This is a genomic window from Candidatus Phycorickettsia trachydisci (genome assembly GCF_003015145.1).
Classification (GTDB): Bacteria; Pseudomonadota; Alphaproteobacteria; order Rickettsiales; family Rickettsiaceae; genus Phycorickettsia; species Phycorickettsia trachydisci.
Genome location: NZ_CP027845.1, coordinates 884,223 through 910,151, shown reverse-complemented (window position 1 = coordinate 910,151; position 25,929 = coordinate 884,223). Strand labels below are relative to the sequence as shown.

General features: G+C 35.2%; 38 protein-coding genes and 4 tRNA genes. 32 read left to right on the top strand and 10 right to left on the bottom strand.

Annotated elements, in window-relative coordinates:
- Positions 1–14: 14 nt before the first annotated feature.
- The 7 genes from phytr_RS04045 to xth all read left to right on the top strand — a co-directional run bounded on the left by phytr_RS04045 (position 15) and on the right by xth (position 7,119).
- Positions 15–2,219, top strand: a complete 2,205-nt coding sequence (locus tag phytr_RS04045) for a polyribonucleotide nucleotidyltransferase (protein WP_106874599.1) — start codon at positions 15–17, stop codon at positions 2,217–2,219.
- Positions 2,219–3,166, top strand: coding sequence for an L-threonylcarbamoyladenylate synthase (locus tag phytr_RS04040; RefSeq protein WP_106874598.1), 948 nt, complete (start codon positions 2,219–2,221; stop codon positions 3,164–3,166). The genes phytr_RS04045 and phytr_RS04040 overlap by 1 nt, the downstream gene beginning before the upstream one ends.
- Before the next feature lie 36 nt (positions 3,167–3,202).
- The gene (locus tag phytr_RS04035; protein WP_106874597.1) at positions 3,203–3,769 is read left to right on the top strand and encodes a TlpA disulfide reductase family protein; all 567 of its coding nucleotides are present in this window, start codon (positions 3,203–3,205) and stop codon (positions 3,767–3,769) included.
- Positions 3,770–3,773: 4 nt separating this feature from the next.
- Positions 3,774–4,679 (top strand): S49 family peptidase, encoded by a 906-nt coding sequence (locus tag phytr_RS04030; RefSeq protein ID WP_234352479.1) that lies wholly within the window; start codon positions 3,774–3,776, stop codon positions 4,677–4,679.
- Positions 4,680–4,964: 285 nt separating this feature from the next.
- The gene (locus tag phytr_RS04025; protein WP_106874596.1) at positions 4,965–6,248 is read left to right on the top strand and encodes an MFS transporter; all 1,284 of its coding nucleotides are present in this window, start codon (positions 4,965–4,967) and stop codon (positions 6,246–6,248) included.
- A gap of 4 nt (positions 6,249–6,252) precedes the next feature.
- Positions 6,253–6,329: transfer RNA gene (locus tag phytr_RS04020), tRNA-Arg, on the top strand.
- A gap of 13 nt (positions 6,330–6,342) precedes the next feature.
- Positions 6,343–7,119, top strand: coding sequence for an exodeoxyribonuclease III (xth, locus tag phytr_RS04015; protein ID WP_106874595.1), 777 nt, complete (start codon positions 6,343–6,345; stop codon positions 7,117–7,119).
- 38 nt (positions 7,120–7,157) lie between these two features.
- Here the strand turns inward: xth and phytr_RS04010 are convergent, their stop codons facing one another.
- The 4 genes from phytr_RS04010 to phytr_RS03995 form a co-directional block, all read right to left on the bottom strand.
- Positions 7,158–8,441 carry a hypothetical protein gene (locus phytr_RS04010; RefSeq protein WP_106874594.1) on the bottom strand — a complete coding sequence of 428 codons (1,284 nt, stop codon included), beginning with the start codon at positions 8,439–8,441 and terminating at the stop codon, positions 7,158–7,160.
- A gap of 242 nt (positions 8,442–8,683) precedes the next feature.
- Positions 8,684–10,216, bottom strand: a complete 1,533-nt coding sequence (locus phytr_RS04005; RefSeq protein ID WP_106874593.1) for a cryptochrome/photolyase family protein — start codon at positions 10,214–10,216, stop codon at positions 8,684–8,686.
- A gap of 5 nt (positions 10,217–10,221) precedes the next feature.
- A complete protein-coding gene (locus phytr_RS04000) occupies positions 10,222–11,217 on the bottom strand; it encodes an NAD(P)/FAD-dependent oxidoreductase (RefSeq protein ID WP_106874592.1) in 996 nt (331 codons plus the stop codon).
- 16 nt (positions 11,218–11,233) lie between these two features.
- Positions 11,234–11,398 (bottom strand): DUF2256 domain-containing protein, encoded by a 165-nt coding sequence (locus tag phytr_RS03995; RefSeq protein WP_106874591.1) that lies wholly within the window; start codon positions 11,396–11,398, stop codon positions 11,234–11,236.
- Positions 11,399–11,490: 92 nt separating this feature from the next.
- Between phytr_RS03995 and phytr_RS03990 the strand changes: the two genes are divergently transcribed.
- Both phytr_RS03990 and phytr_RS03985 read left to right on the top strand, forming a co-directional pair.
- On the top strand, positions 11,491–11,760 hold the full coding sequence (locus phytr_RS03990) for a SemiSWEET transporter (RefSeq protein ID WP_106874590.1): 270 nt from the start codon (positions 11,491–11,493) through the stop codon (positions 11,758–11,760).
- 27 nt (positions 11,761–11,787) lie between these two features.
- Entirely contained in the window at positions 11,788–12,480 is a 693-nt protein-coding gene (locus tag phytr_RS03985) for a hypothetical protein (protein ID WP_106874589.1), read from the top strand.
- A gap of 184 nt (positions 12,481–12,664) precedes the next feature.
- Here the strand turns inward: phytr_RS03985 and phytr_RS03980 are convergent, their stop codons facing one another.
- From phytr_RS03980 to phytr_RS03965, 4 genes are all read right to left on the bottom strand, one after another.
- Positions 12,665–13,126, bottom strand: coding sequence for a hypothetical protein (locus tag phytr_RS03980; RefSeq protein ID WP_106874588.1), 462 nt, complete (start codon positions 13,124–13,126; stop codon positions 12,665–12,667).
- 63 nt (positions 13,127–13,189) lie between these two features.
- The gene (locus phytr_RS03975) at positions 13,190–13,468 is read right to left on the bottom strand and encodes a hypothetical protein (protein WP_106874587.1); all 279 of its coding nucleotides are present in this window, start codon (positions 13,466–13,468) and stop codon (positions 13,190–13,192) included.
- A gap of 420 nt (positions 13,469–13,888) precedes the next feature.
- On the bottom strand, positions 13,889–14,215 hold the full coding sequence (gene grxD, locus phytr_RS03970; protein ID WP_106874586.1) for a Grx4 family monothiol glutaredoxin: 327 nt from the start codon (positions 14,213–14,215) through the stop codon (positions 13,889–13,891).
- A gap of 14 nt (positions 14,216–14,229) precedes the next feature.
- A tRNA-Ala gene (locus tag phytr_RS03965) sits at positions 14,230–14,305 on the bottom strand.
- Positions 14,306–14,730: 425 nt separating this feature from the next.
- On the opposite strand from phytr_RS03965, the gene phytr_RS03960 reads away from it, so the two are divergent.
- Positions 14,731–15,024 (top strand): ankyrin repeat domain-containing protein, encoded by a 294-nt coding sequence (locus tag phytr_RS03960; protein WP_106874585.1) that lies wholly within the window; start codon positions 14,731–14,733, stop codon positions 15,022–15,024.
- 186 nt (positions 15,025–15,210) lie between these two features.
- Here the strand turns inward: phytr_RS03960 and rlmB are convergent, their stop codons facing one another.
- Positions 15,211–15,930: a 23S rRNA (guanosine(2251)-2'-O)-methyltransferase RlmB gene (gene rlmB, locus phytr_RS03955; protein WP_106874584.1), complete on the bottom strand. Its 720-nt coding sequence runs from the start codon at positions 15,928–15,930 to the stop codon at positions 15,211–15,213.
- Positions 15,931–16,098, bottom strand: a complete 168-nt coding sequence (locus phytr_RS06400) for a hypothetical protein (protein ID WP_158706854.1) — start codon at positions 16,096–16,098, stop codon at positions 15,931–15,933.
- Positions 16,099–16,193: 95 nt separating this feature from the next.
- Between phytr_RS06400 and phytr_RS03950 the strand changes: the two genes are divergently transcribed.
- From phytr_RS03950 to rpsE, 22 genes are all read left to right on the top strand, one after another.
- A tRNA-Tyr gene (locus tag phytr_RS03950) sits at positions 16,194–16,279 on the top strand.
- Between the two features lie 27 nt (positions 16,280–16,306).
- A tRNA-Gly gene (locus phytr_RS03945) sits at positions 16,307–16,377 on the top strand.
- A gap of 77 nt (positions 16,378–16,454) precedes the next feature.
- Positions 16,455–17,639, top strand: coding sequence for an elongation factor Tu (gene tuf, locus phytr_RS03940; RefSeq protein ID WP_106875037.1), 1,185 nt, complete (start codon positions 16,455–16,457; stop codon positions 17,637–17,639).
- Positions 17,640–17,644: 5 nt separating this feature from the next.
- Entirely contained in the window at positions 17,645–17,944 is a 300-nt protein-coding gene (gene rpsJ, locus phytr_RS03935; RefSeq protein ID WP_106874583.1) for a 30S ribosomal protein S10, read from the top strand.
- Positions 17,945–17,991: 47 nt separating this feature from the next.
- Positions 17,992–18,624, top strand: coding sequence for a 50S ribosomal protein L3 (gene rplC, locus phytr_RS03930; RefSeq protein ID WP_106875036.1), 633 nt, complete (start codon positions 17,992–17,994; stop codon positions 18,622–18,624).
- A 25-nt stretch (positions 18,625–18,649) separates the two neighbouring features.
- Positions 18,650–19,273: a 50S ribosomal protein L4 gene (rplD, locus tag phytr_RS03925; RefSeq protein ID WP_106874582.1), complete on the top strand. Its 624-nt coding sequence runs from the start codon at positions 18,650–18,652 to the stop codon at positions 19,271–19,273.
- Positions 19,270–19,554: a 50S ribosomal protein L23 gene (gene rplW / locus phytr_RS03920; protein ID WP_106874581.1), complete on the top strand. Its 285-nt coding sequence runs from the start codon at positions 19,270–19,272 to the stop codon at positions 19,552–19,554. The genes rplD and rplW overlap by 4 nt, the downstream gene beginning before the upstream one ends.
- Positions 19,554–20,375: a 50S ribosomal protein L2 gene (rplB, locus tag phytr_RS03915; RefSeq protein ID WP_106874580.1), complete on the top strand. Its 822-nt coding sequence runs from the start codon at positions 19,554–19,556 to the stop codon at positions 20,373–20,375. Before rplW ends, rplB begins: the two co-directional genes overlap by 1 nt.
- 8 nt (positions 20,376–20,383) lie before the next feature.
- Positions 20,384–20,659 (top strand): 30S ribosomal protein S19, encoded by a 276-nt coding sequence (gene rpsS, locus phytr_RS03910; RefSeq protein ID WP_106874579.1) that lies wholly within the window; start codon positions 20,384–20,386, stop codon positions 20,657–20,659.
- A gap of 12 nt (positions 20,660–20,671) precedes the next feature.
- Complete coding sequence (gene rplV, locus phytr_RS03905; protein WP_410519429.1) at positions 20,672–21,019, top strand: 50S ribosomal protein L22; 348 nt, start codon at positions 20,672–20,674, stop codon at positions 21,017–21,019.
- Between the two features lie 9 nt (positions 21,020–21,028).
- Positions 21,029–21,685 (top strand): 30S ribosomal protein S3, encoded by a 657-nt coding sequence (gene rpsC, locus phytr_RS03900; protein WP_106874577.1) that lies wholly within the window; start codon positions 21,029–21,031, stop codon positions 21,683–21,685.
- A gap of 13 nt (positions 21,686–21,698) precedes the next feature.
- On the top strand, positions 21,699–22,109 hold the full coding sequence (gene rplP, locus phytr_RS03895) for a 50S ribosomal protein L16 (RefSeq protein ID WP_106874576.1): 411 nt from the start codon (positions 21,699–21,701) through the stop codon (positions 22,107–22,109).
- Positions 22,102–22,290 carry a 50S ribosomal protein L29 gene (rpmC, locus tag phytr_RS03890; RefSeq protein WP_106874575.1) on the top strand — a complete coding sequence of 63 codons (189 nt, stop codon included), beginning with the start codon at positions 22,102–22,104 and terminating at the stop codon, positions 22,288–22,290. Before rplP ends, rpmC begins: the two co-directional genes overlap by 8 nt.
- A 3-nt stretch (positions 22,291–22,293) precedes the next feature.
- The gene (rpsQ, locus tag phytr_RS03885; protein WP_106874574.1) at positions 22,294–22,533 is read left to right on the top strand and encodes a 30S ribosomal protein S17; all 240 of its coding nucleotides are present in this window, start codon (positions 22,294–22,296) and stop codon (positions 22,531–22,533) included.
- A gap of 16 nt (positions 22,534–22,549) precedes the next feature.
- Positions 22,550–22,918, top strand: coding sequence for a 50S ribosomal protein L14 (gene rplN / locus phytr_RS03880; protein WP_106874573.1), 369 nt, complete (start codon positions 22,550–22,552; stop codon positions 22,916–22,918).
- Between the two features lie 3 nt (positions 22,919–22,921).
- Positions 22,922–23,233: a 50S ribosomal protein L24 gene (gene rplX, locus phytr_RS03875; protein ID WP_106874572.1), complete on the top strand. Its 312-nt coding sequence runs from the start codon at positions 22,922–22,924 to the stop codon at positions 23,231–23,233.
- 1 nt (position 23,234) lies between these two features.
- The gene (gene rplE / locus phytr_RS03870; RefSeq protein WP_106874571.1) at positions 23,235–23,780 is read left to right on the top strand and encodes a 50S ribosomal protein L5; all 546 of its coding nucleotides are present in this window, start codon (positions 23,235–23,237) and stop codon (positions 23,778–23,780) included.
- A 1-nt stretch (position 23,781) separates the two neighbouring features.
- Positions 23,782–24,087, top strand: coding sequence for a 30S ribosomal protein S14 (rpsN, locus tag phytr_RS03865; RefSeq protein ID WP_106874570.1), 306 nt, complete (start codon positions 23,782–23,784; stop codon positions 24,085–24,087).
- Positions 24,088–24,109: 22 nt separating this feature from the next.
- Positions 24,110–24,514 (top strand): 30S ribosomal protein S8, encoded by a 405-nt coding sequence (gene rpsH / locus phytr_RS03860; protein WP_106874569.1) that lies wholly within the window; start codon positions 24,110–24,112, stop codon positions 24,512–24,514.
- A 12-nt stretch (positions 24,515–24,526) separates the two neighbouring features.
- Complete coding sequence (gene rplF, locus phytr_RS03855; RefSeq protein ID WP_106874568.1) at positions 24,527–25,054, top strand: 50S ribosomal protein L6; 528 nt, start codon at positions 24,527–24,529, stop codon at positions 25,052–25,054.
- Positions 25,054–25,410: a 50S ribosomal protein L18 gene (gene rplR, locus phytr_RS03850; RefSeq protein WP_106874567.1), complete on the top strand. Its 357-nt coding sequence runs from the start codon at positions 25,054–25,056 to the stop codon at positions 25,408–25,410. Before rplF ends, rplR begins: the two co-directional genes overlap by 1 nt.
- A 7-nt stretch (positions 25,411–25,417) precedes the next feature.
- Complete coding sequence (gene rpsE / locus phytr_RS03845; RefSeq protein WP_106874566.1) at positions 25,418–25,927, top strand: 30S ribosomal protein S5; 510 nt, start codon at positions 25,418–25,420, stop codon at positions 25,925–25,927.
- The last annotated feature ends 2 nt before the right edge of the window (positions 25,928–25,929 follow it).

Sequence of the window (25,929 nt, the reverse complement as noted above, 5' to 3'; positions counted from 1 at the left end):
AATAAATAATTTTTATGTTTAAAGAAATCATTAAAGAGATTGACTATTGTGGTGATAAGTTAATCCTTAAAACTGGTAAGATTGCCAGACAAGCAAATGGATCCGTTTTAGCTCAATTAGGAAAAACGCAAGTTCTATCTGTTGTATCTATTAATCCTGAGCCTAAACCAGATATAACTTTCCTTCCTTTGTCTGTGCACTATCGCGAAATGGCTTTTGCTGGAGGTAAAATTCCGGGAGGTTTTACCAAAAGGGAAGGTAAGCCTTCTGACAAGGAAATATTAACTAGCCGTCTCATTGATAGATCTATCAGACCTCTTTTTAGTGATGGATATTTTAATGAAATACAGGTAATTTCAACCGTACTTTCCTATGACCCCGATCATAGTCCTGACGTTGTGGCTTTAATCAGTGCTTTTGCAGCACTTGCAACTTCTGGTCTTGATTTAGGTGAAGTTTTGGGTGCGGCAAGAGTTGGATTAATAGACGATGAATTTATTTTAAATCCAAGTGCTGAGCAAAGACAAAACAGTAAGCTAGATTTAGTATTAGCTGCTACAGACTCTTCAATCACAATGGTTGAGTCTGAAAGTGCTGAATTATCAAATGAGGTAATACTTAAAGGAATAGAATTTGGGCATAAGTCTATAATTTCGGTGATTAACCTGATTAAAGCATTGCAAGAAGCGGCAGCTAAAGATAAGATTGCGATGAATTATGCAACCGTGTCGCACGTTGAGGCTGATATTAAAGAAGCCTTTTTCGATAAAATCAAGGAAGCGTTAAAGAATTCGGCTAAACAAGATAGAGATGAAGCAAGCAAGAAAGTATATGCAGAAGTAACAGAAGCATTATCAGAAAAGCATTCTACAAATTTTATATATCTTGCTTATGAAAATGTTAAGGCTGAAATAGTTAGAAGCTTGATACTTAAAGATAAGCGTTTGGATGGTCGCCATTGTGAGGAAATTAGGCGCATCGAGTGCGAGGTAGGTTTGTTACATAAAACTCATGGATCTGCGCTATTTACAAGAGGTGAGACGCAAGCTTTGGCTGTGACAACTCTTGGCTCTTCTCAAGATGAGCAGTGGGTTGAAAATTTAGACTCAGATACTAAAGAGCATTTTTTATTGCATTACATTTTTCCCCCATACTCAGTTAATGAAACATCTTCTCCAAAAGCAGCTGGTAGAAGAGAAATTGGTCATGGTCGTTTAGCTTGGAAAGCTATTAACCCAGTTCTACCAACAAAAGATAGTTTCCCATACACTATAAGAAGCGTGTCTGAGATTACATCTTCTAATGGATCAACCTCAATGGCAACTGTTTGTGGAGTAAGTCTATCATTAATGGATGCAGGCGTGCCGCTTAAAAATCCTGTAGCTGGTATTGCTATGGGATTGGTGAAAGAAGAAAAAGAATTTAAGATCTTATCTGACATAATGGCTGATGAAGATTTCTTAGGTGATATGGATTTTAAGGTTGCAGGTACCAAAGATGGTATTACGGCTCTCCAAATGGATATTAAAATTAAAGGAATAGATGAAGGTTTGATGGAGCAAGCCTTAAATCAAGCGCGCAAAGGTATTAACCACATCTTATCTATAATGAATAAAGCCATCTCTGGACATAGGGAAGATGTTAGTCCATACGCTCCGACGATTAAGATGATTAAGATCTTGAAAGATAAGATTAAGGAAGTTTTAGGTGCTGGTGGTAAGGTGATTAAAGAGATTTGTGAAACCACAGGTGCGAAAATTAAGGTATTTGAAGACGGTAATGTGGAGGTTGCTGGTCCTACGCTCGCTGCAGCTCAAAAAGCAATAGACTGGGTGCTTGCTTTAGGTACAGAACCAGAAATTGGATCAGTTTATGACGCAGAAGTGATCAAGTTACTAGAAATAGGAGCAATTGTTAAGTTCAACGGTAATAAGGAGAGCTTATTGCACATTAATGATTTGCCAACTTCGGTGAAAGAAAAATTTAATCAAGTCTTTTTCATTGGTAACAAGGTTCAGGTTAAGTTCATTGGTTATGACTCTAAAAAAAGATATAAAATTAACCTCAAACATGATGAAAACATAGAACCTGCCCAGAATAATGAGCATGTTAATAAAAATAACGAGCGTAATAATAACGAACGTAAAGCTAGACCAGAGCGTAAAAAAAATAACGAAGAATCAAATCAAGTTGTTTCGCAACGAAAGTATTTTAATTAATGGCTAAACTAATAAATGACTTGCATCTTGCGGCAAAAGCTTTGCAGCAGGGGCAAGTTGTTGCCTTTCCAACGGAAACAGTTTGTGGTCTTGGGGCAAGTGCATTATCCTTTGATGCGTGCAATAGAATATATCAGCTTAAAGGGCGTCCTTCTTTTAATCCGCTGATCGTCCATGTTGCAGATTTAAATCAGGCTAAACTAATAGGAGAATTTTCTGACATAGCCATTAAACTAGCTGAAAAATTTTGGCCTGGTCCTTTAACTCTCGTAGTAAAACTGAAACAAACTGCTAATATTGCATCTAATGTCACAGCTGGTTTGGATACTATTGCAATAAGAGTGTCGGCTCATCCAATTACAAGTGAGCTTTTAAAACTAGCTAATATTCCTATTGCAGCACCAAGTGCAAACCTCTCTGGATACGTCACTTCTACTTCGCCTCAGCATGTATTAAATGATTTTACAGATAAAGATTTGTATGTCTTATCCTCAGATGAAGCAAGTCAATATTGTGGACTAGAGTCTACAATCATTGATACAACAGGAAAGCTTACGATCCTGCGTAGCGGTGTTATATTGCCACCAGACATTCAGGAGGTTTGTGGCATCTGGCCAGAAACTTGTTGTCAAGATAATGATGCGCCAAAAGCTCCAGGTATGCTTCTTGCTCACTATAGTCCAGTTTCAAAACTTCGTCTTAATGCGGCAAAACTAAAAAATGATGAAGTGGGGTTAGATTTTAATAATCATTTTACTTCTAATTTTAGTTTGAGCAAATCGGGCAACTTAGAAGAAGCGGCTCATAATTTATATGCACTTTTAAGAGAAGCTGATAGACAAGTTATTCAAAAGGGCTTAAAAGGTATAGCCGTTGCAAAGATTCCATACGTAGGGATAGGAATTGCAATTAACGATCGTTTGTTTAAGGCTGCGTCTAAGAAATAGCTTGTAGAAGTATGATATTCGCCTATAATAGCTTATATGAGATATTATTTACTTTTTTTACTTTTTTTTAATTTTTCATTTGCGCTTGAAGGGAAAATAATTAAGCACGATAAAGTGATATATTGGCCGGATGAGACTCCGGTGTTTGATGTTGATGGTGATAAATACTACTTAGATCAAATAGAGGATAAAACTATGCTTGTAATGTTTTGGGCGTCCTGGTGTATGCATTGCAAGCAAGATATGAAAGATTTCGACTTGCTAAAAAAAGATTTTCGTAAGCTTCCAATTGAAATCTTGGCTATTTCAGAAGACTATCAAGGAATTAAAGTAGTAAAGAAATTTTATCGTGATAACAATATTAGACATCTAAATATATTCCATGATTATAAATTTAAACTTTTTCATACTTTAGGTATCTCTAACTTGCCTTATACATTCCTAATAGATAATAATAAGAAAATAATATTAGAAATTGAGGGTCAAACGAAGTGGAGTGATGAAAAAGTTAGAGAGATGATATTAGATCATATTCCAGGTAATCATGTGATGCCAAATAATACCTCAAAATTGTTGGACCGTCCTATAAAAAAGAAAAAATAAATATATGAAAACAGCCATAAAGCGCAATTATAAAATGGTAGCATCAAGCGCCATCAAACAGCCACAGAACAAACTATTACAGTGTCTTTCTTCTTGTTGGCCTTTTGGTTTATTTAGTAAAAAAAAGCAAAAAACTGTTAGCATTTTACGGCTTGATGGTGCTATTGGTAAAGGTTCTATGTCTAAGTCTGGCCTAACGTTAGATGGATTAAATGAATTAATCGAAAAAGCTTTTGAGCCCCAAAATTTAAAAGCTGTATGCCTTGCCATCAGCTCACCTGGGGGTATGCCAGTTCAAGCTGAGTTGATTGCAGCAAGAATTATACAGCTTTCTGCGGAAAAGAAGGTTCCTGTATACAGTTTTGTTGAAGATATGGCTGCATCTGGTGGATATTGGCTTGCTTGCGCAGGAGAAGAAATATATGCATCTGAGAGCTCAATTATAGGATCAATAGGCGTTATATATACAGGATTTGGGCTACATAAGGTGATGGAAAAATTAGGCTTAGAGCGCAGAATTTATACTCAAGGCACTAAAAAATCTATTCTGGATCCATTTTTACCAGAAAAAGCTGATGATGTTAAATTAATTAAAAAGTTACAGAATCAAATCTATGATCATTTTGTTTCTTACGTTAAAGGTCGTAGAAAAGACAAGCTTACCCAAAGCGATAGTATACTTTTTACGGGCGAGTTTTGGGCGGGCAAGACAGCTTTAGATTATGGGCTTATTGACGGCATAGATAACTTGTATAACTTTATCAATAAGAAATTTGGATCAGATATCCAAGTGCAACACATAAAACCTAAGGCTCCGTGGTATAAAAAATATCTTTCAATCAATTTAGGTGAGAGTATTATTTCTGAACTAAAAGAGCATTTGACTTATAACGATAAGCTCTGGTTTTAGGATATTTATTACTACATTTTAAAATATTTCTGCTATAAAGATCAAGGTCAATCAATATAATGCCTAATATAAATTAATTGACAGTAAAGCTATTAAATTATATTTAATAGGTTTTACAAGCGTTTAATGTTGTCATAAAATTCTCAATTAGATTCCGGTATTATTGCTTCTTGATTATCCTATACTAAGCTGAAGCACTGGACTAGATAAAATTAAAGACCTATTTGATTGTTTAAAGAAAATCGAATATAATTGTTAGGTCTTTTAATTTTAAGTTATAAATTTATGAACAAAGCAAGTTTGATCATAGCTGCTTTGAGCGCATTAGTACAATACTACGATTACCATTTATTTGGCTTTTTAGCGGCAAAAATTGCTAAAAATTTCTTACCCGTTCATGACTCACTAACGGTTTTGCTCAAAACTTATTTAATGATGTATTTAGCTGTTTTGATGAAGCCTTTAGGATCAATATTTTTAGGTCGAATAGGGGATATATACGGTCGTCAGGTTACAATTAATATTGGTCTGATGGTTACAGCTTGTGCATCATTTATTTTAGGTATTTTGCCTTCATATGAAAGTATAGGCTTTTTGGCTCCTATGCTGCTTTTATTGCTTAGAATTTGCGTTGTTACTTTTGTTTCAAGCGGCACTGATGGAATTAGAATTTATATATACGAAAGTGTTAGTTCAAAGAGAAAAAATCTGAGTTCAAGCCTAGTCACTATATCTGCCGTTGGAGGATCGTTTTTAGCGTCTGTTTCTGCACTTCTAGCAACCTTAGACTTTGTGCCGGATAACTTCTGGCGTCTATCTTTTATTTGCGGTAGTCTTGCTGGTATTACTATTATTACTTTACGTAATAGATTTACGGATAGTTCTTTAGATCTAGAACTTAAGAAGGATGAAAATTATGAGCATTATAAGCAAATGCCCTTGATGAAGATAGTAAAAGAAAATATCGCATTCACCTTTTTAGGTATGATATTAGCTGGAGGAATTGGAGCAACGTATCATTTTAATTTTATCTTTTTTGGTACCTATAATTTTGAGGTATTGCGTAATATTCATTCTTCATCCATGCAGTTATATATCTCAGCTGGTATCGCAATGTATGCTTTAGCATCTATTGTAGGGGGATTTTTAGCTGATAGTGTCAGTCCGAGGTTAGTAGCAACTATTTCGGCTGGGCTAATTGGAGTTTTGAGTATAATGCAAAGTTACTTTGTGCAAGATGGTAAGCTTTCAATTCCCATATATCTTGCTGTAAGTGCTTTGTTGCCTCTAGTAAATATTCCATGCTTAACGCTTTTAAAGTCTTTTATTCCAAAGGTGATAAGGCAAAGATTGTTCAGCTTAGTCCATGCTTTGGGCTCAATAACGATTTCGGCTTCAACTCCCGTGATTTCGACATGGCTTTATAGTAAAACCCAAATTGCGTGGTTGCCTATTTTATATTTTGTAGGTATAATCTCCCTGATGGCATTAGTGCTCAATGTCTTGTTTTGGTTGCGCTCTGGCAATCAATATGATGGCATGAGTGCCAAAAAGCTTTATTCCGTATAATATTGCACCCGTAGCTCAACTGGATAGAGCGTATGACTACGGATCATAAGGTTAGGGGTTCAAGTCCTCTCGGGTGCGCCAATATTAGTTTTGTATGCAAGTAGTTAATATCGCAACTTGGAATGTAAACTCAATTAACGTGCGCTTAGAGCAAGTGCAAAAGTGGTTGGAGTTAAACAAAGCTGATTTATTACTACTTCAAGAAACAAAATCCCAGGATTCAAATTTTCCTTATGACTCTTTTTCAAATGTTTTGCACGTAGGGCAAAAGGCTTATAACGGTGTTGCAATTATTAGCTCAGGTGATATAAGAGAAATTACAAGAGATTTTCCTGATAATCCAGTTCCAGACGAAGCGCGGTTCTTACATGTTAGGGCTCAAACTCATGTAGGTCCTATAGAAGCTATAAATGTATACGTTCCTAACGGAGGTTCTGTTGATAGTCCCAATTTTGAGAAAAAACTTAAATTCCTAGGAGCGCTCAAAAACTATCTTACTTCCTTAAATCAAAATAGCTTAATAATCGTAGGGGGAGATTTTAATGTAGCGCCTTTTGAAATGGATGTATACTCTCCAGACTTAATGAAAAATCGTTTGCTATATAGTTTGGCAGAAAGAAAAGCTATGCGTAGTATTTTAAATGCAGGCTTTATAGATTTGTATAGGATACACAATCCTAAAGGACATGATTTTAGTTGGTGGGACTACAGAGAAAGAGCTTTTGCTAACAACGCTGGGCTTCGTATAGACTTTTTATTTGCAAATCCTAAGCTGGCCGATTTGTTAAGTATGGCATATATTGACATAGAGCCTAGAAAACAAACAGAGTGTAGCGACCATACTCCGGTCGTTGCTAAGTTTGTTTTGTAGCTATCAAACTTAGTTCTTATAAATTTTGGTGTGTGAGGTTAATCATAAAACAGCCAACTATTACCTAATACATCTGCAAATGGATCAGGTTTATCTTCTTGGGTAGTTATGATAGAGGCTTGTTCTTTTGTCTCGATATTGTGTTCATCACTATCTGAAAAGCCCGCACTTATGTCTTTGAGCCATGCATTTCCATCTTCAGGCCAATCTACGCCTTCAAACTTTAGCCAGTTGTTGATACTTTCTTCTGAGCTTGTGAGTGTGCAACTTGATACTTTTTTGGGGTTTTCAAGTTTAGCTTTTTTAATCGGCATTCTATCAGTTGTGTCAATTTCATCTAGGCCGCAAGAATTATGAGCCCTTTTTGCATTAGGAGTTTGAATTTTGTTCGTATTATCTTTTTGTTTTTGGCGTAAGATTGAATAAATTTCTTGCAATATTGTTTGAAATTCCTCTGGAGGAATCTCGGATAATTCATTCATTTTTTTTAATAATAGGCGTCCCTCGAAGTCTTTGTTAAGTATATTATCTATTATTGTTACGTCTGTTTTACTTAAGTATGGTCCTGGTATTGCGAGATTACTATAATCTATTGCTTGACTATCTTCTAATAAATCTATAAACGATTTCAAATGTTGGTTACCTTGGTTATATGAGCTTTCTAAATCAATTTTTGTAATATTGTTTTGATCAAATATGTTTTTGATTTTTTCTGGATAACGATCGCATAAGCTTGATAGTAGTTCGATTATAGATTCTTTAGTTTTTTCTATACCGAATGTATGTATATTTGTTGGATCACTGACTATAGAAACTTGTGTATCAATAAACTTTTCTCTGGCTTCTATAATTTTAAATGCTGTTTTGATTTGAGTAGAATGTGTTAAAGCTTTATCGTAGATGTTGATAAGTTTTAAAAAGGATTCTTGATCACACAAAAATGCTTTAGCACTTTGTTGATTAGCATATGTGAGTTCTGTAACTGCCAGGAAATCCATTATTTCATCTTCGGCACGTGTTCCATAAAGTTCAGTTAAAATATCTCGAACTTCTTTTACATTTTGTTCAAGTAATGTTTCTTTAATTGGATTACTAGATAAAATATTTGAATTTTCATATTCTATCACAGGGGTTAATAGGCTACTAGCGTGTGAGAGGATTTTATCCACTATTTGATGCATCAAGCTTATCTTTTCATCAGGATCATTTAATTCATTAAACTCTTTCTCTAATGGTTGAATGTACCACCCTAGTTCGGCGTTAATTGTGGGTAGTCCTTTTACTCCTAGCTTTCTTGCAGTAGATTTTTTCGTTCTTTTCATTCTAATTGTTTATTAAATAAAAATTTTATTTAATTGCTTATTTTTGTAAATAATATATTTTATCAAAATAAATATATATTATATATAATATATTGTCAATATTCATTTCCATTTATTAGTTTGGAGTTTGTATGTTTGGATCTTATTGTGAATTAAACGATAAATTTTAGAGCTTGTAGGAATGAAGTGAGCGCAAACTAAGCAATGTATCTTTGCTAGTTACTGAAATTAAGTCTATAATTTTAGAGTAAACCTTTGTTCATTAGAGCTATTACTTTATCTGCTTGCTCAATAATGGCTTCCTTTTTTGCGTTATCGAATTTCTTTAAACTTAGGTATGCAAAAGATAATCGGGTATTATTTCTTAATTTGCTTTCGTGGAGCATAAAAAAGTGCCAATATAAAGCATTGAACGGACAAGCATCTTCTCCTATTAGTTTATTAGGATTGTAGTGGCACTTTTTGCAAAAATTACTCATGCGGCTGATGTACTTACCACTAGCTGCATATGGTTTGCTAGCCATAATTCCTCCATCGCCAAAAAGAGCCATGCCAAGAGTATTAGGCAATTCAACCCATTCATATGCATCTGCGTAAACGGCTAAATACCACTCCTCTACTTCTCTTGGGTTTATACCTGCAAGTAAGGCAAAATTACCTGTCACCATTAATCTTTGAATATGATGTGAGTATGCAAATTGTTCCGTATGACTAACGGCTTCTTTGATACAAAACATTTTAGTTGGTTTACCCCAATAAAAGCTAGGTAAAGGGTTTCTGGCTTCAAAATAGTTCATTTTTGCGTAAGCTGGCATAAAATTCCAATATATGCCTCTAATATACTCGCGCCAGCCAAGTATCTGACGTATAAACCCTTCTACTGCATTTAAAGGAGCTTTGCCATGTCTATAGGCATCTTGAGCAAGTTTGCATAATTCCAAAGGCATGAGTAATCCTGCATTGAGATAAGGTGAGAGCCTTGAGTGATAGAGATAAGCTTCGCCTGAAATCATAGCATCTTGATATCTACCAAACGAAGGTAAAAAATTGTCGATAAAGAAATGAGCTTCTCGTAATGCTTGATTTCTAGTAGTTGCAAGATCAAAATGCTTGAGGGAACCAAAATGATTTTGGAAATTTTTTTCTACAAGCTTTATAACGTCTTTAACGATATCATTTGCTTCGTGTATTAATCTTGGAGGGAACCTCATATCATCATCAGGTGGACGGCGATTTTCTTTATCATAATTCCAAAGCCCTCCTGTTGGTTTACCATCCATATCCATAAGAATGTTATACTTTTTCCTCATCATCCGATAAAAAGGCTCCATTAACAAAGATTTTTTATTACCAGCCCATTTCTTAAATTCTTCTATTGAGCATAAAAAGCGTTTATCGGACCTAATTTCTACTTTTATTGAAAATTTTGATTGCCAATTTTGAATTTTTTCCCAAACTCTCCAGTCATAGGGCTCTGTAATAACTATGGAATCTGGCTTTAATTCTTCAATTGCATTTTTGACTTCATCATCTAAACTATTGCAACCACCATCGAGAGGTACATAACGTACTTTATATCCTTTACTCCTCAGTTCTTCGGCAAAAAGACGCATTGCGGAAATAAGAAATGCTATTTTTATGGGATGATGAGGGACATTAGTAAATTCTTCTTTTGCCTCACACATCATCACGCAGTCAAGATTCTTATCTATTCCGTCTAGAGAAGAAATGGTTTCTGTCAATTGATCTTGCAAGATAATTCTTAAGGTACTCATAGCATTTACATACAATTTATAATATTTAGTATTTCTGCAGATAACATCTTACTTGACCACCATACTTCCTCAATTCTTGAAGTACTGCACCAATCACTCGTAGCTGCTAACTGAAGCTTAGGGTCAAGGTAAAAATTAGATTTTTGAGTTTTGTGCACAATAGCATATCTCCAACGGTGAGTTTCTATGTAATCAGTACCCTCGCAGTTAATGCTCGTAACTTTTTCAAACTCTTTTAAAAGAAACGTTTGAGATATATCAATTCTATCATCTATATGTTTATTTGACCAGCTATTAGACGAGTGGGCTACGATGCAGGTAACGTTTTTAGGACGATGAGGTTTGGTAGAATTGATAGAGATCCATTTAATAGGATTGTTAATCACTTTAGCTGCAATCCAGTCCTGATCCCAGGGGCGATTAAACCCTATCATCAAAGAAAAGCCCCCATGCATACTGACGTTGCGTATTGGATTATTATCCGCAAGGTAGTTTTCAAACAAGCTTATTGTTTGCCTTGGTGGGGCGGTGGATATAATCCAATCATAAGTGCCTATCTGGTTACCATCTTTATCTTTTAACAGCCATTTATTTTTTATTCTCTCGTTAATCGGGGCGATCTCTAGGTTAGTTATCACGTTTATTTCTTTAGCAAGCTCTTTGCATAAGCTATTCATATTTGGACTTGCGACTAGATGAGATTCTTTCCATAAACGGGTTGTTGCCTCTTGTTCTATTTCTAGGTTAATCACGTTTCCTAACCACTCATGAATAAGACCTTTTTGTATGTAGGGCTCTAAAAATTGTTGAAATTCTTTTGTGCGAGCTGTAAAGCATTGTGCGCCGTGATCAAAATAAAATGGATCGGTGTAACGAGTGCTCATGCGTCCACCAACCCCCCGTGCTTTTTCAAAAACTGTTACTAATGCTTTATCCTGGAGTTTTTTGGCTAAAATTAACCCTGATATTCCTGCCCCAATAATTGCGATAGAAGGTTTCATAAAATTGTTTTTAAGGTCACAAACTCTTAAGTAGATTAGTTGATTTTTTACCTCGACACTTATTCGAGCAATATTTTACATTATGCCAAACTTTTTCCCATTTTTTTCTCCAAGTAAATGGTTTAAGACAAATAGCGCAAGTTTTAGTGGGTAAATGGGCTTTTTTTACTTTGGTAGGCATGTGAAATAAATATTAATAATTTTCTTATCTCATGTTTTGTGTTAATCTCAAAGTTAATAAACTTCAAAAAAGATTTAAGAATACTAGAAAGAATGAATGATTATATGGAATATTTGGGAATGTTAGCGGGTTTTTGTACGACAGTCGCCTTTGTTCCTCAGCTTGTTAAAGTAGTTAAAACAAGGGCTGCGCAAGATATTTCTACCTCGATGTATTTAATATTTATAATAGGATTAATTCTTTGGATTATTTATGGGGTTTATCGTGCTTCATTGCCAATAATTATAGCTAACTCTTGCACTTTACTGTTTGCTTCTGCAATTTTGTTTGTAAAGTTTCTTATAGATAAGTCCTCAAGTTAGACAATCACATAAGTTTCAGGAAATTTTATGAGACTGCTATTTATACTTGCCATCGTAATAGGGTATATGGTTGATAATTCATTGGCCATAGAATTTAAGAAGGAGGTTAGGGAATACGGGATTGCTGTAATACCCGAGGCAAAATGTTACAAACTAGCTTCAAAATTGAACCAAAAGATTTCTAAACTACTACCACAATTTAAAAATTTACCAAATATTTGGCATATTACTTTATACCAAGGTGCTTTTGAAGAGTCAGATTTAGTTAAAATTGAATCTGAAATTTTAAAATTAAATATTAAAAAATTTGATATAACGCTCACTAAATTTTACACCACAGCTGATAGATGGGTAGATTGGGGAGTGGAAAAAACTGATATATTCGATGTTTTGCATAGGAAGGTCGTAAATATTGCCAGCCGTTATCACTTAAGGCCCTTAAACAGAGTACAAGATATGTTGGATGGTATCGAAGGGGAAATAAAAAAACAAATAGACATGTACGGAACATTTGGTCTTATGAATTTTTATAAGCCTCACATGACACTATTTTACTTGTATCCTCCTAGTAAAAGTATAAGCAAAATTCCCCAAATCATAGAAGATGGGAGATACGAAGGTGTAAGTTGTAAATCAGATAAACTGATTATAGGTGAGCTTGGTTATAATGGTAATATCATTAGGGTTGTAAATGTTATTAATTTAGCCACTCAAAATTAATTGTGGCGTTAATTTATTTTGAAAGTTTGCGGACTATAAGAAGTTTAAAAAATAGCTACTCAAGTTTTGACAATTGTCGTTTCAAGATTCAAATTCATCTACAGATTTAAATGAGTCAGAATCAGAATCTTCTCCAATTTTAACAGCATTATGCTACCATTCTCAGCAGATACAATAGAAGCTCTTAACCTTCCTCCCCCATAAGGTCCAATGTCATCGGATAATTATCGGAGCTATTATCTAATTCCTGCACTGCTTCATTTGCAGTATATATTTTTTCGAATATATGCCGATTATGTCCAAATTTAAAATTATCCTCTATATATCTACAGCCAATTTTTTCAAGGAGTCTTTTGGACGCAAAATTATCATCTCTTGTGGTAGCTTGAAACTTTAAAAATTCACTTCCACCTTCAAACTGATTTTCTTCGCTATTATATGTTTGATTTATTTTTTGTTTTTCTCTAAATAATGACTCTCCGTACACTAAACATAAAGCACCTACATTTTCATATCCAACATCTTGAATCGTGTGGCTCCTATGATAGTTTTTATTAAATAAATATGCCAGTTCGCCCATATTATCAGCGTTATTTCCTATAACCTCGTACCCTACAGCTATATCAGTTTCTTTGTCTGTTACCATAAACGCTGCAAAAGGGTGACCCTTTTCCCATCGCGTAGATTGTAAATTTACTGTATTTTGAAATTATTCTTGAGTCCTTGTTGTACCTTGAGCAAATTTCTCCATTACTTTAGGGTCGGCAAAAGTTACTTCATAAAGCTGTTGAATAGTTTCACTATACTCATCGTAAGTCTTCTTGGGAGAATATAGTGATTTCGCAGTAAATCTATCTGTATCAATATATACTATCTTGCTTCCTCTTGAATCTAACATATCCTCGTAACTTATATCAGGTCTGGGAAACCTATCTAGGTACAATGCTATTGGAGACGGTGACTTGTTATCATCGAGGGCTTTTAACATGAAAAATCCTTAATTTGTATTGTTTATATTAAGTTTATATTCTATTTGTTTTATTCAGATATGTATACGAAGAAAAAATAAAAAACTTAACACTGTTTCTTATATTTAATTAAGGATTACATAGAACTAAAAGTCAATAATAATTGGGTTCAGCGGGACAAGGTTTTGTCTCATTTGTTCATAATGATAAGAAACAGAGGTGTAGAGCTGTTAAAAAAATTAAATATACTTTTCCCTATTTCCGCACAATTGCGTCAAATATTTTAAGAATTTTGGCTTTTTACAGAAATAGTAATAGGTCTATTGCATAAATCAATTAAGGGGTTCAAAGTTAAAAATATTTAGGTTCAATTAAATCTTAAACTAAATCGCAAATTTAGCCTTAACTCAAATTTTAGATTGATTTAATCAACAGATTTTTTAAATGTTAGCAAGTTGTTCTTGTAATTGGTTTGAAGCGTAAAGTTCCTTTACAATATCGCATCCTCCAACGAACTCGCCTTTTATATATAGTTGGGGCAAAGTCGCCCAGTCAGAGTATTTTTTCACGCCTTGTCTAATTGCATCATCTTCAAGTACGTTAATATCGATAAAATCTACATTAAGTGTATCTAATATGTGCACAACAGCAGCGGAGAAACCGCACTGAGGAAAATCTTTTGTACCTTTCATAAAAAGTACAACAGGATTTTGTTTTACTATTTGATCTATCTTGTTTAATGTAGCTTCTGTAGTCATAATGTTCATATTGAAGAATTTTTTGGTGGAGCTAAGCGGGATCGAACCGCTGACCTTTTGAATGCCATTCAAACGCTCTACCAACTGAGCTATAACCCCATGAAACTACATTATAAGGATTATTGGGGGCATTTACAAGAGCTTGTGTTAAGTTAATGTAATATGACATTAATTGCAAAGTTGGTCTTTAGTACTTTTATTTAAACATCTGATAAAAAGCTATAGCAGCAGCCGTGGATACGTTTAAGCTATCAAGTAATTTTGGTTGGTTGCATAGGTATTTTAACGAGCAAATCACATTGTTTTTTGATCAAAGGTCTAATTTCACTATTTTAATTGCTAAAGATTGTGATAAGCCCCTTTAGGGGCATGATAATAATCAATTAGAGCTTTTGATTATAACTTAATCTAATCACCCAAAGCCTTGTTTGTTTAAGTTGTTTTATATAAGATTTTTATGTGTAAAGGATGTCTCTACTTAATAATAACAATTAAAATTAAAAACAATATTTGACACTATTATTATGTTTAAGTATAATCTAATTAATATAATTAATCGGTATATTAAAATGACTAATTCGCCTAAAAATTCGGATTCTCCTTTACATTTATCTATAAAATACAACTCCGATATAGATATAATAAAGTCTCTATTAGATAAAGGTGCTGATATTAATGTTGAAGATGCATATGAAAAGGCTTCTTTGCACATAACGGTTTCGGCGAACTATGAAAGCTCATTACATTCCTTAATGCAAGAAGATGATGGTTCAGAAATAAATACTCATACTATCGGTGATGGTCCTAGTGCTTTTTAATGTCAGAAAAGTATTTAAGAACTGATACCTGTATATACAATATAATTGATTTCTTGAAGGCAATAAAAGTTGCTGTAACAATTATGTGTATCAGTAGCTGTGATTGCTTTAAGATTAGGTATTTATTGCTCTATTATCTGAGTGAGTAGTACTTTCGAGATAGAGACGTGAAGTTAGTATTTAAGTTTATTTAAACATCTCATAAAAAGCTATTGCAGCAGCTGTAGATACGTTTAAGCTATCAAGTAACGTGGTGGGTTGCATGGGTATTTTGACAAGCAAATCACATTGTTTTTTAACTAATGGTCTAATACCACTATTTTCATTGCCAAGGACTATAGCGAGTTTCTCTGGAGCGGGATAATCCTGAATTAAAGTTTTTGCATTATGATCTAATCCTATAATCCAAAATCCAGCATCTTTTAATTTTTTTATAGTTTGGGCTAGGTTAACAACTTCTGTGATTCCTACAGTCTCAAGTGCGCCGCTTGCAATTTTAGCTAAGTTTGCATTTTCTTTTGCTGCGTTATCTTGGGGCACAATTATATTTTTTACACCAAATGCAGCAGCAGAGCGAAGTATTGCTCCTAAATTTTGTGGATCTGTGATTTGGTCAAGTATTGCAACTCTTTTTTGATTAAGAGCGCTTGTTAAATCTCTATTAGTAATAGGTAAAACTTGCAGTGCTACTCCTTGATGTGCAGTATGAATTGGGAATAATTTATCTATTTCTGGTTTGGGTAAAATTTTATAATTACCTTTTGCGATATGCTTGTTAAATAAAGGGTCATTAAAAATTTCATTGCTAGCAAATATTTTTAAAATTTGCCTGCGATTGTTTTGTAAAGCTGCTAGGCAGGCGTGTTTGCCGTATAATATGTACGAGTTTGATTGAGATTTTTTCATTTATGGTTTACAAAAGTCAAGATTTTGGTTATTATATATTTTTACGTAATAATGAGGAGTTTGTAAATCGCAAATAACTCTTTTTAGTAATTTATTAATGGCGGATTTAACCATTGCTGCTTCTTGAGGCTTAGATATTTTTCTGCTTTGCTTTAAAAAATTACTCAAAAATAACTTTTGCGAGTTGCTTAACTATCTTGGTTAAGTTTAGCTAAATAGTAATTGCTTTTAAGTAGAAAGTATATTATAGTGTTTGCTGAAGAGGAGAGATGGCCGAGTGGACAATGGCAGCAGACTGTAAATCTGCCGGCGCAAGCCTACGTAGGTTCGAATCCTACTCTCTCCACCATTGTGACTTACCATGTAAATGGTTAAGGCGGGTATAGCTCAGTGGTAGAGCTCCAGCCTTCCAAGCTGGTCGGGTGGGTTCGATTCCCACTATCCGCTCCGTAGTGTTTTTTGCATGTTTAATTGCAAAAAGCGTGCTCGATAATAATAATTTGCTATCTAATTACTTAAATTTTATGGGAAAAGCGAAATTTGAAAGAACAAAAACTCACGTAAACGTCGGTACTATCGGTCACGTTGATCATGGTAAGACCACTCTAACTGCTGCAATCACTTCTGTGCTATCTGAAAAAGGTTATGCAAAGAAAAAGGGTTATGGCGAGATTGATGCTGCTCCAGAAGAGCGCGAAAGAGGTATTACTATTGCAACTGCTCACGTTGAGTATGAGACTGATAACAGACACTACGCTCACGTAGACTGCCCAGGACACGCTGACTATGTTAAGAACATGATTACTGGTGCTGCTCAGATGGACGGTGCAATTTTGGTGGTTTCTGCTGCTGATGGTCCGATGCCTCAAACTAGAGAACACATTTTGCTTGCTCGTCAGGTTGGCGTCCCATACATCGTTGTGTTTATGAATAAAGTAGACATGGTGGATGATCCAGAGTTGATAGAACTTGTTGAGATGGACATTAGAGAATTACTTTCTAAATATGATTACCCAGGTGATGATATCCCTATCATTAAGGGATCAGCTTTAGCTGCTCTTGAAGGTAAGTCAGAAGGAGCTGCTGCAATTAATGAGTTAATGGAAGCGGTTGATAAATATATTCCAGATCCAGAAAGAGATACAGATAAACCTTTCTTGATGTCTGTTGAAGACGTATTTACTATTACTGGTAGAGGTACTGTTGCTACTGGTAGAGTTGAAAGAGGTGTTATCAAACCTAACGATGAAGTTGAAATCGTTGGATTTAAAGATACAAGAAAAACAGTATGTACAGCTCTTGAGATGTTCAGAAAAACTCTGGACTTTGCTCAAGCGGGTGATAACGTTGGTGCATTGCTTCGCGGTGTTGAGAGAACTGATATAGAAAGAGGTCAAGTGATTGCTAAACCTGGTTCTATTACTCCTCACACAAAATTTGAAGCTGAAATTTATATCTTAACAAAAGAAGAAGGTGGTCGTCATACTCCTTTCATGAATGACTATAGACCTCAGTTCTACTTCAGAACAACTGACGTAACTGGTATTATGAAGTTGCCTGAAGGTGTTGAGATGGTAATGCCAGGTGATAATATTAAAGCAACTATTGAGTTAATTGCTCCTGTAGCTATGGACGAAAAACTTCGTTTTGCTATTAGGGAAGGTGGTAGAACTGTTGGTGCGGGTGTTGTAACACGTGTTATAGAATAAGAAAGATGGCTGCTAATAATAATATAAAAATTAGACTTAAGTCTTTCGATCACAAGTGCCTTGACCAGGTAGCAAAAAGCATCGTAGATGCTGTTCGCCTAGCTGGTGGGCGCGTAAGTGGTCCTATTCCGATGCCTAGAAAGTGTGATAGATACACAGTCCTTCGTTCTCCCCATGTAAATAAAAAATCAAGGGAGCAGTTTGAAATGCGTAAGTACACGGTGCTTATGTTTGTTGATTCAGCTGATCCTCTTCAAAACGTACAATTGCCAGCTGGCGTTGACGTTGAATTAAAGGCTATGTAGTAAAAATGAATGCTATTGATTTAAATTTTAGTGCTGCTGCGGGATACGTGCGGCCTGCTTTATTTGCGAAAAAGTTAGGAATGACTTCAGTATTTTCTGATGATTCAAAAATCACCCCGGTGACTTTATTGCAAATTCTTCCTTGTGGAGTTATTCAAAGGACAAAGGGCCAAGAGCATGATAGAATTTTGATGGGTTTTGGTCAAAAGAAAGAAAAAGCATTAAAAAAGCCTATTAAAGGTATATTTGATAAGCTTGGCGTGAAAGATTATTTTGCGCAAATGAAAGAGTTTAAAGTATCTCCGTCGTTTGAGTGTAAAGTTGGGGGTAGTTTTGCTGCCGATTTTTTTACTGCTGGATCCTTTGTTGATGTAACTGGTGTAAGCATCGGTAAAGGTTTTGCTGGTGTTATGAAGAGATGGAATTTTAGAGGTTTAGAAGCATCTCACGGTGTATCTATTTCTCACAGATCTCACGGTTCAACTGGTCAAAGACAGGATCCCGGTAAAGTGTTTAAGGGCAAAAAAATGGCCGGACATATGGGGTGTGAGAAGGTGACTTTGCAAAATTTAGAAGTGCTTGAGATAATCCCAGAAAATAACGTAGTTGTCGTTAAAGGTTCTGTTCCTGGACATGTTGGGGCGGAAATATTGATAAGAGATTCTAAGAAGAAAAGTTAAAAAATAAACGTTAGTTTTTAGAAAAATGTTGATAAATGTATGCTCTTTAGAAAGAGCTGAAAGTGGTAATATCGAATTAGCGGATGGCTTTTTGCCAGAAAACGTTAGAGCTGATATAATTAAGATGGTTGTTGATTGGCAACTTCTTAAAAGAATGTCTGGTTGTCATAAAACCAAGACCATATCAGAGGTTTCTGGTACTGGTAAGAAGCCTTTTGCTCAGAAGGGTACGGGTAGAGCTAGAAGAGGTTCTAACAGGGCTCCTCAAATGCGTGGAGGCGCGGTTGTTCATGGTCCGGTTGTGCGTAGTCATGAGGTATCTATCCCAAAAAAGGTAAAGAGGTTAGCTTTAAGGCATGCTTTAGCTGATAAATATAACTCTTCACAGCTTTTTATTGTGGATAAGATGGATGCAGATAAAGTGAGTACTAAAGAATTGCTAAACAGAATATCTTGGTTGAAAGGTGAGAATGCTTTATTTATAGATAGCTATTTTGATAAAAATTTTTATCTCTCTTGCCGTAATTTATCTTTTGCAGATACATTGCTTGAAGTTGGTCTAAATGTTTACGACATTTTAAGACATAAGGCCGTAGTTATTACTGCTGCATCTTTAAAGGAACTAGAAAAAAGGTTACTGGCACAATGATATACGATTTGATTAAGAAAGCTGTGCTCTCAGAAAAGAGCAGTAGTATGGCTGAAGCAGCTAATAAGTATACTTTTAAAGTTGCAAAAGAAAGTACAAAACCGCAAGTTGCTAAATCTGTTGAGCAGCTTTTTGATGTGAAAGTAAGTAAGGTAAATATTGTAAACATGAAGCCTCAAAAAGTTTTTTTTAGGGGTAGAAAAGGTAAGACTGCATCTTATAAAAAGGCTATAGTTACCTTAGAAAATGGATATAAAATTGATTTATTTGGTGCTGCATAATGTCTTTAAAGTTTTATAAACCTGTCACAAAATCTTTAAGAGAGCTGGTTACAGTTGATAGGTCACATTTATGGAAAGGTGAGCCCGAAAAGTCTTTAGTAGTAGGTTTAAACAAAACTGGCGGTAGAAATAACCTGGGTCGCATTACTACAAGGCATATTGGAGGTGGAGCAAAACGTAGGTATAGATTAGTTGACTTCAAAAGAGGTAAAGACGATATTTATGCTACTGTGCAGCGTATAGAATATGATCCAAATAGAACTGCGTTTATTGCCCTTATTAAATATGAAGATGGAGAGGTATCTTATATTTTAGCGCCGCAAAAGTTAGAGATGGGTGATAAAATTTCATCTGGATCGAATGCTGAGCTAAAGCCTGGTAATTGTCTGCCTCTATCTTTGATTCCGATTGGATCTTTTGTTCATAACGTTGAATTAAAGCCTGGTAAAGGTGGGCAAATTGCAAGATCCGCTGGATCTTTCGTTCAAGTTGTGGCAAAATCAAAAGGCTATGTTCAGATTAAATTAAGATCTGGAGAAATTAGAGTTGTACCTTTGGAGGCAAAAGCAACCATGGGAGTTGTCTCTAACGCTGATCATCAGAATATCAATCATGGTAAGGCTGGTAGGTCAAGATGGTTAGGAATTCGTCCTACAGTTAGAGGTGTTGCGATGAACCCTGTAGATCACCCACATGGTGGTGGTGAAGGTAAAACTTCGGGTGGACGTCATCCAGTTACTCCTTGGGGTAAGCATACTAAAGGTAAGAAGACAAGACGTAATAAGTTAACGCAAAAGTTTATTTTAAAAAGAAGAAAATAGATTAGTATATGGCTAGATCGGTATGGAAAGGACCTTATGTGGATTATAGCTTGGTTAAAAAAACCAAGAAAGCGATAGATGAGTCTTCGCATACTATGATTCAAACTTGGTCTAGAAGATCATGTATCATTCCAATGTTTGTTGGATTAACTATCGCTGTGCATAATGGGCGTAAATTTGTGCCTGTTAAAGTGACGGAAGATATGGTTGGTCATAAGCTTGGAGAATTTGCTCCTACGAGGACTTATAATGGCCATGCTGCGGATAAAAAAGCAAAGAAATAAAATTTTATGACAATGGATCAAGAATTAGTACGTGCTTCAAGCAGAATGATTAAAACCACTACTAGGAAGCTAGGTCTTATGGCAACTACCATAAGAGGAATGAAAGTAGCTGAAGCTGAGAAATTTTTATCATTTTCACCAAGGCAAAATCTTGCATTACAAGTGAAAAAATGTCTCTCATCTGCAATAGCAAATGCTCAGAATAATTTTGGTTTAGACATTGATACTTTATTTGTTCAAACTGTGAGTGTTGGAAAAGGTGCTGCGTTTAAGCGTTTTGTTGCAAGAGGTCGAGGTAAGGCTGCAAGCATTACAAGAAATTTTAGTAATTTATATATAACCTTAGGAAAAAAAGAATAGATATATTTTATGGGGCAGAAAGTAAAGCCAATATGCATTAGAGTTGGAAAAGGTTTACCAGCTTCTTTTAGTTCAGTGTTTTTTGCTGAGAAGAATTACGCCAGTTGGTTACTAGATGACTATAAAATAAGGAATAAGATTAAGCAAGAATATGCAAAAGCACAAATTTCTAAGGTAGTAATTCAGAGAGCTTCTGAGAAAAGTGTAAGAATATTATTGTCTGCTTTTAAGCCTAAGTTTTTAGTCGGTGAAAATGGAGCGATAGTTGAAAAATTGAAGAATGACATCGCTAAGGAATTTGGTTTTGATGATGTAAAAGTTAGCGTAAACCATGTGTATAAAAATAATCTGGAAGCATCGATTGTGGCATATAACGTAGCTAAACAAATTGAGAATTATGTGATGTTCCGATTTGCTATGAAGAAAGCTGTGGATGAATCTATGAAGCAGGGTGCTTTGGGCATAAAAATGTGCTGCTCTGGTAGATTAGGCGGTGCTGAGATTGCTAGAACCGAAGGTTATAAGCAGGGTCAAGTGCCACTGCATACATTTAGAGCTGATATAGATTATGCTGAATGTAATGCGAAAACTAAGTATGGAATTATTGGCGTAAAAGTGTGGATACACAGAAAGCGCTCTAATTACAGCAAAAAAGCTAGTATTTGATTGATTTTGTAAGATGTTAGTACCTAAAAAACAAAAATTTAGAAAAGCTCATAAAGGTCGTATAGCTGCGAAAGTAAAAAGAGGCGATCAGATTTCTTTTGGTTCTTTTGGACTAAAGGCCTTAGAGCTTGAGAGAATTAATTCTAGGCAGATTGAAGCTGCAAGACGTGCTGCTACTCGTGTCATGAAAAGAGAGGGGAAATTGTGGATCAGAATTTTTCCAGACATTCCTGTATCTAAAAAACCTTCTGAAGTCAGAATGGGTAAAGGAAAAGGTTCTGTAGAATTTTATGTTGCAAGAATTTCGCCTGGTAGAGTTTTATTTGAGGTGGATGGAGTATCAGATGATGCATGCTTGGAAGCTTTGCGTCTAGCTGCTGCCAAACTGCCATTAAAAACTAAAGTAGTAAAGCGTTATGAATAAGGCAATAAAAGAACTTGCTGGTTTATCAGCCGAAGATTTAGGTAAGAAGCTAATTGAGACTAAAAAAGCTCTTGCTCATTTAAGATGTAACATAGCTCCTAAAGATACTTCGGTGTTTAGCAAAACAAGAAAAAGTATAGCAAGGATGAAAACCTTGATTCAATTAAAGGAAAATAAATAGATTATGCCAAAAAGAGTGATGAGTGGGGTGATAGTTAGTAACAAAACCCCTAAAACTGTTACGGTGAAAGTGACTAGTTCCTTCTTACACCCGGTATATGGTAAAACAGTTAAAAAAAGTAAGAAGTACGCTGCGCATTGTTTAGATGAGAGTTTAAAAGAAGGTGATGCAGTAAGGATTATAGAATCAGCTCCTTTTTCTAAAACAAAAAAGTGGCTAGTTTTATCGAATAACGCAATTTAATCGATTAGGGATTTATATGATACAGATGGGTAGCATCCTTCAGGTTGCAGATAATTCTGGAGCGAAGCTTGTGAAATGTATAGGCACCATTAAGGCTGCTTGGAGACATGGGGCGACAATAGGTAACCAAATTAGGGTATCTATTAGAGAGGCTATTCCTACAAGTAAAGTAAAGCCTGGTGAAGTTAAGTCTGCAGTGCTTGTGAGAGTTAAAATGCCGGTAAAGCGTCCAGATGGGAGCGTGCTGCGTTTTGAGCATAACTCTGTAGTGTTAATTAATAACCAAGGTGATCCTATTGGTACACGTATATTTGGACCTGTTGCAAGAGAATTAAGAGCTCTTGGTTACTTAAAGATAGTTTCCATTGCTGAAGAGGTTGTATAGTTTATGAAGTGCAAGATTAAAAAAGGAGATTTTGTTAAAGTCATTGCTGGTAATGACAAAAATAAAGTTGGTGAAGTGTTAAAAGTTGATCCTAAAAACTCTTTAGTGCTAGTTAAAGGGATTAATTTAGTTAAAAAACACAGAAAGGCAACCCAGCAAAATCCTGGCTCTATAGATATTATAGAAAAGCCTGTACACGTATCGAATGTTGCTTTTTTCGATAATGATGATAAAATATCTACTAAGATTTCGTTGCAAAAAATAGAAGATGGTACAAAGCAACGAGTAGGTAGGAAAACCAAAAAAGTTTATTAATATGGCAGAAAAGAGGTTTAAACAAGTATATTTCGAGGATATTATACCGCGTTTTAAGAAAGAATTCGGTTTTGATAATATCCACGCAGTTCCAAAAATACAAAAAATAGTCCTTAATATGGGTGTTGGAGCAGCAGTGAGCAACAGTAAAGCTTTGGAAAATGCTACACGTGATTTGGCATTGATTTCAGGTCAGAAGCCTTGTGTTACTTTAGCTAAAAAATCTATAGCTGGTTTTAAGTTAAGAGAAGGAATGAAAATAGGTTGCAAGGTCACTTTGAGAGGTGATAGAATCTATGATTTTTTAGAACGCCTAGTTTATGTTGCTCTGCCAAGAGTAAAGAATTTCAAAGGTTTTTCTGTGAAAAATTTTGATGGTTCAGGAAACTTTAACTTTGGTATAAACGATCATTCAGTTTTCCCTGAAGTGAAATATGATGATGTAAGCTTGGCTAGTGGCCTGAATATTTCTATAGTAACAAATTCTGCTGATAATAAGTCCTCGAAGTCGCTACTTTCAATGTTAAAATTTCCATTTATAAATTAGTATGTCTAGAAAGTGTTTAACTGAAAAAAATGCAAGACGCATAGAAAAAAGTAACAGACTTGCTGCTAAAAGAGCAGAGTTAAAGAAAAAAATATACGACAAAACTATTTCTTTAGAAGAGCGTTATAAATATGTTGTGGCTTTATCTTTGATGCCACGGGATTCTTCTAAAATTCGTATAAGAAATAGATGCAATATAACTGGTAGACCTAGGGGTTATTATAGACAGTTTGGTCTATCAAGAATAATGTTAAGAGAGCTTGCTGGTAAAGCTGAAATACCAGGTTTGTATAAATCAAGTTGGTAATAATATAATTTAAAGATTTTTTATGTCTCTTTCCGATCCAATAGGCGATATGCTAGCAAGGATTAAAAATGCATACAGAGCATTGTTGTTAAATGTTGAAATGCCATATTCTTCTCATAAAACTCAAATTTTAGATGTTCTAAAGGAGGAGGGGTATATTATTGAATACACAGTAAAAGATGTTCGTCCTGGAGTTAAAATGATTGATGTAGAGCTTCGTTATTCTCGCTCTGGAAAACCTGCTTTAGAAATCCTGCAGCGTGTTTCCAAGCCTTCAAGAAGGGTATATTCTTCATATAAGCACTTAAGACAATTCTTTAATGGTATGGGTGTGCATATTTTATCTACTTCTTCTCATGGAGTTGTTTCTGATAAAGTAGTGCGTAAGCTGAAGTTAGGAGGAGAAGTAATTTGTAGAGTATTTTAAAAATAATAGTTTATGTCTAGAGTAGGTAAGCTACCAGTAGTAATCCCGGAAGGAGTCCAGGCCCAAATTGAAGGGGGGATATTAAAAGTTACTGGTCCAAAAGGAGCTTTGCAAACAAATTTGCACAAAGATGTTTTAGTAAATATTGAAGATAATAATATAGTTGTAAACCCAGCTCATGATGAAGCAAGAGCGATGTGGGGTACAACTCGTAGTATTGTCAACAACTTAGTGCAGGGAGTTTCAAAAGGATTTAAGAGAGACCTGGAGATAGTTGGGGTTGGTTACAGGATGTCTGTAAAAGAGCATTTCATTAACCTTGCTGTTGGTAAAAGTCACAACGTTAAAGTTTTGATTCCCGCAGGAATTAAAGTAAGTATGCTTAAAGCTAATTCCATCAGTATTGAAGGAATCGACAAAGAAAAGGTTGGTCAATTTGTAGCAACAATCATGAAACAAAAACCTGTTGAGCCTTATAAGGGTAAGGGTATTAAGTTTGTTGGCCAAGTAATTAAACAAAAAGAAGGTAAGAAGAGCTAATGCGCGATCATCGTTCAAGATTTAAAATTAGAGCTGCCAGAGTTAGGAAAAAAATAGCAGACACTTCTTCAAGATTTAGACTTTCTGTATTTAGGTCTAAAAGGCATATATATGCTCAAATTATTAACGACGGTGAAGCAGTAACCGTTGCTGCAGCATCTACCTTAAATAAAGATGCTATCAAGGCTAATAAGTCTGTGCGCAATGTTGCTGCAGCTAGCCTAGTTGGTGAGGTAATTGGCAAAAAAGCCCAAGACTTAGGAATAAAAGAAGTGGTATTTGATAAGGGTGGATACCGTTATCATGGCGTTATAAAGTCTTTAGCTGATTCAGCTAGGAAATTTTTAAATTTTTAAATAACTTATGTCAAGTAAAAACGCAAGAGATAATACAATCATAGAATCCCTGCTAGAAGTTAGAAGGGTTACTAAAGTAAGCAAAGGGGGGCGTAGGTTTGCTTTTGGTGCTTTAGTTGTAGCTGGTGATGGAGAGGGGAGAGTTGGTTATGCTAGAAGGAAGGCAAAAGAAGTTTCTGATGCCAGAGAAAAAGCTTCTAAAGCGGCTCGTCGTGATATGCTAAGAAGAAAGATACCTTTATATCAAGGTAGAACAATTCACCATGACACTTTTGGTAGAGCTGGAGCAAGTAGCGTAATGCTAAAAAAAGCCCCTCCTGGTACTGGTATTATTGCTGGTGGCTCTATGCGTGCTTTATGTCATATGGTTGGAATAAAAGACGTTGTAGCTAAATCTTTAGGCTCTGCGAATGTAAGCAATGTTGTGGAGGCAACCTTGAGGGCTTTGTTAAAACTGTCAAGCCCAAGATCAATTGCTGAGAGAAGAGGTAAGAAAGTAAATCAACTATCCGTCTAAGA

Coding starts and splice junctions, on each gene's coding strand:
- phytr_RS04045 (WP_106874599.1), top strand. CDS start 15: ATGTTTAAAGAAATCATTAAAGAGATTGACTATTGTGGTGATAAGTTA.
- phytr_RS04040 (WP_106874598.1), top strand. CDS start 2,219: ATGGCTAAACTAATAAATGACTTGCATCTTGCGGCAAAAGCTTTGCAG.
- phytr_RS04035 (WP_106874597.1), top strand. CDS start 3,203: ATGAGATATTATTTACTTTTTTTACTTTTTTTTAATTTTTCATTTGCG.
- phytr_RS04030 (WP_234352479.1), top strand. CDS start 3,774: ATGAAAACAGCCATAAAGCGCAATTATAAAATGGTAGCATCAAGCGCC.
- phytr_RS04025 (WP_106874596.1), top strand. CDS start 4,965: ATGAACAAAGCAAGTTTGATCATAGCTGCTTTGAGCGCATTAGTACAA.
- xth (WP_106874595.1), top strand. CDS start 6,343: ATGCAAGTAGTTAATATCGCAACTTGGAATGTAAACTCAATTAACGTG.
- phytr_RS04010 (WP_106874594.1), bottom strand. CDS start 8,441: ATGAAAAGAACGAAAAAATCTACTGCAAGAAAGCTAGGAGTAAAAGGA.
- phytr_RS04005 (WP_106874593.1), bottom strand. CDS start 10,216: ATGAGTACCTTAAGAATTATCTTGCAAGATCAATTGACAGAAACCATT.
- phytr_RS04000 (WP_106874592.1), bottom strand. CDS start 11,217: ATGAAACCTTCTATCGCAATTATTGGGGCAGGAATATCAGGGTTAATT.
- phytr_RS03995 (WP_106874591.1), bottom strand. CDS start 11,398: ATGCCTACCAAAGTAAAAAAAGCCCATTTACCCACTAAAACTTGCGCT.
- phytr_RS03990 (WP_106874590.1), top strand. CDS start 11,491: ATGAATGATTATATGGAATATTTGGGAATGTTAGCGGGTTTTTGTACG.
- phytr_RS03985 (WP_106874589.1), top strand. CDS start 11,788: ATGAGACTGCTATTTATACTTGCCATCGTAATAGGGTATATGGTTGAT.
- phytr_RS03980 (WP_106874588.1), bottom strand. CDS start 13,126: ATGGTAACAGACAAAGAAACTGATATAGCTGTAGGGTACGAGGTTATA.
- phytr_RS03975 (WP_106874587.1), bottom strand. CDS start 13,468: ATGTTAAAAGCCCTCGATGATAACAAGTCACCGTCTCCAATAGCATTG.
- grxD (WP_106874586.1), bottom strand. CDS start 14,215: ATGAACATTATGACTACAGAAGCTACATTAAACAAGATAGATCAAATA.
- phytr_RS03960 (WP_106874585.1), top strand. CDS start 14,731: ATGTTTAAGTATAATCTAATTAATATAATTAATCGGTATATTAAAATG.
- rlmB (WP_106874584.1), bottom strand. CDS start 15,930: ATGAAAAAATCTCAATCAAACTCGTACATATTATACGGCAAACACGCC.
- tuf (WP_106875037.1), top strand. CDS start 16,455: ATGGGAAAAGCGAAATTTGAAAGAACAAAAACTCACGTAAACGTCGGT.
- rpsJ (WP_106874583.1), top strand. CDS start 17,645: ATGGCTGCTAATAATAATATAAAAATTAGACTTAAGTCTTTCGATCAC.
- rplD (WP_106874582.1), top strand. CDS start 18,650: ATGTTGATAAATGTATGCTCTTTAGAAAGAGCTGAAAGTGGTAATATC.
- rplW (WP_106874581.1), top strand. CDS start 19,270: ATGATATACGATTTGATTAAGAAAGCTGTGCTCTCAGAAAAGAGCAGT.
- rplB (WP_106874580.1), top strand. CDS start 19,554: ATGTCTTTAAAGTTTTATAAACCTGTCACAAAATCTTTAAGAGAGCTG.
- rpsS (WP_106874579.1), top strand. CDS start 20,384: ATGGCTAGATCGGTATGGAAAGGACCTTATGTGGATTATAGCTTGGTT.
- rplV (WP_410519429.1), top strand. CDS start 20,672: ATGGATCAAGAATTAGTACGTGCTTCAAGCAGAATGATTAAAACCACT.
- rpsC (WP_106874577.1), top strand. CDS start 21,029: ATGGGGCAGAAAGTAAAGCCAATATGCATTAGAGTTGGAAAAGGTTTA.
- rplP (WP_106874576.1), top strand. CDS start 21,699: ATGTTAGTACCTAAAAAACAAAAATTTAGAAAAGCTCATAAAGGTCGT.
- rpmC (WP_106874575.1), top strand. CDS start 22,102: ATGAATAAGGCAATAAAAGAACTTGCTGGTTTATCAGCCGAAGATTTA.
- rpsQ (WP_106874574.1), top strand. CDS start 22,294: ATGCCAAAAAGAGTGATGAGTGGGGTGATAGTTAGTAACAAAACCCCT.
- rplN (WP_106874573.1), top strand. CDS start 22,550: ATGATACAGATGGGTAGCATCCTTCAGGTTGCAGATAATTCTGGAGCG.
- rplX (WP_106874572.1), top strand. CDS start 22,922: ATGAAGTGCAAGATTAAAAAAGGAGATTTTGTTAAAGTCATTGCTGGT.
- rplE (WP_106874571.1), top strand. CDS start 23,235: ATGGCAGAAAAGAGGTTTAAACAAGTATATTTCGAGGATATTATACCG.
- rpsN (WP_106874570.1), top strand. CDS start 23,782: ATGTCTAGAAAGTGTTTAACTGAAAAAAATGCAAGACGCATAGAAAAA.
- rpsH (WP_106874569.1), top strand. CDS start 24,110: ATGTCTCTTTCCGATCCAATAGGCGATATGCTAGCAAGGATTAAAAAT.
- rplF (WP_106874568.1), top strand. CDS start 24,527: ATGTCTAGAGTAGGTAAGCTACCAGTAGTAATCCCGGAAGGAGTCCAG.
- rplR (WP_106874567.1), top strand. CDS start 25,054: ATGCGCGATCATCGTTCAAGATTTAAAATTAGAGCTGCCAGAGTTAGG.
- rpsE (WP_106874566.1), top strand. CDS start 25,418: ATGTCAAGTAAAAACGCAAGAGATAATACAATCATAGAATCCCTGCTA.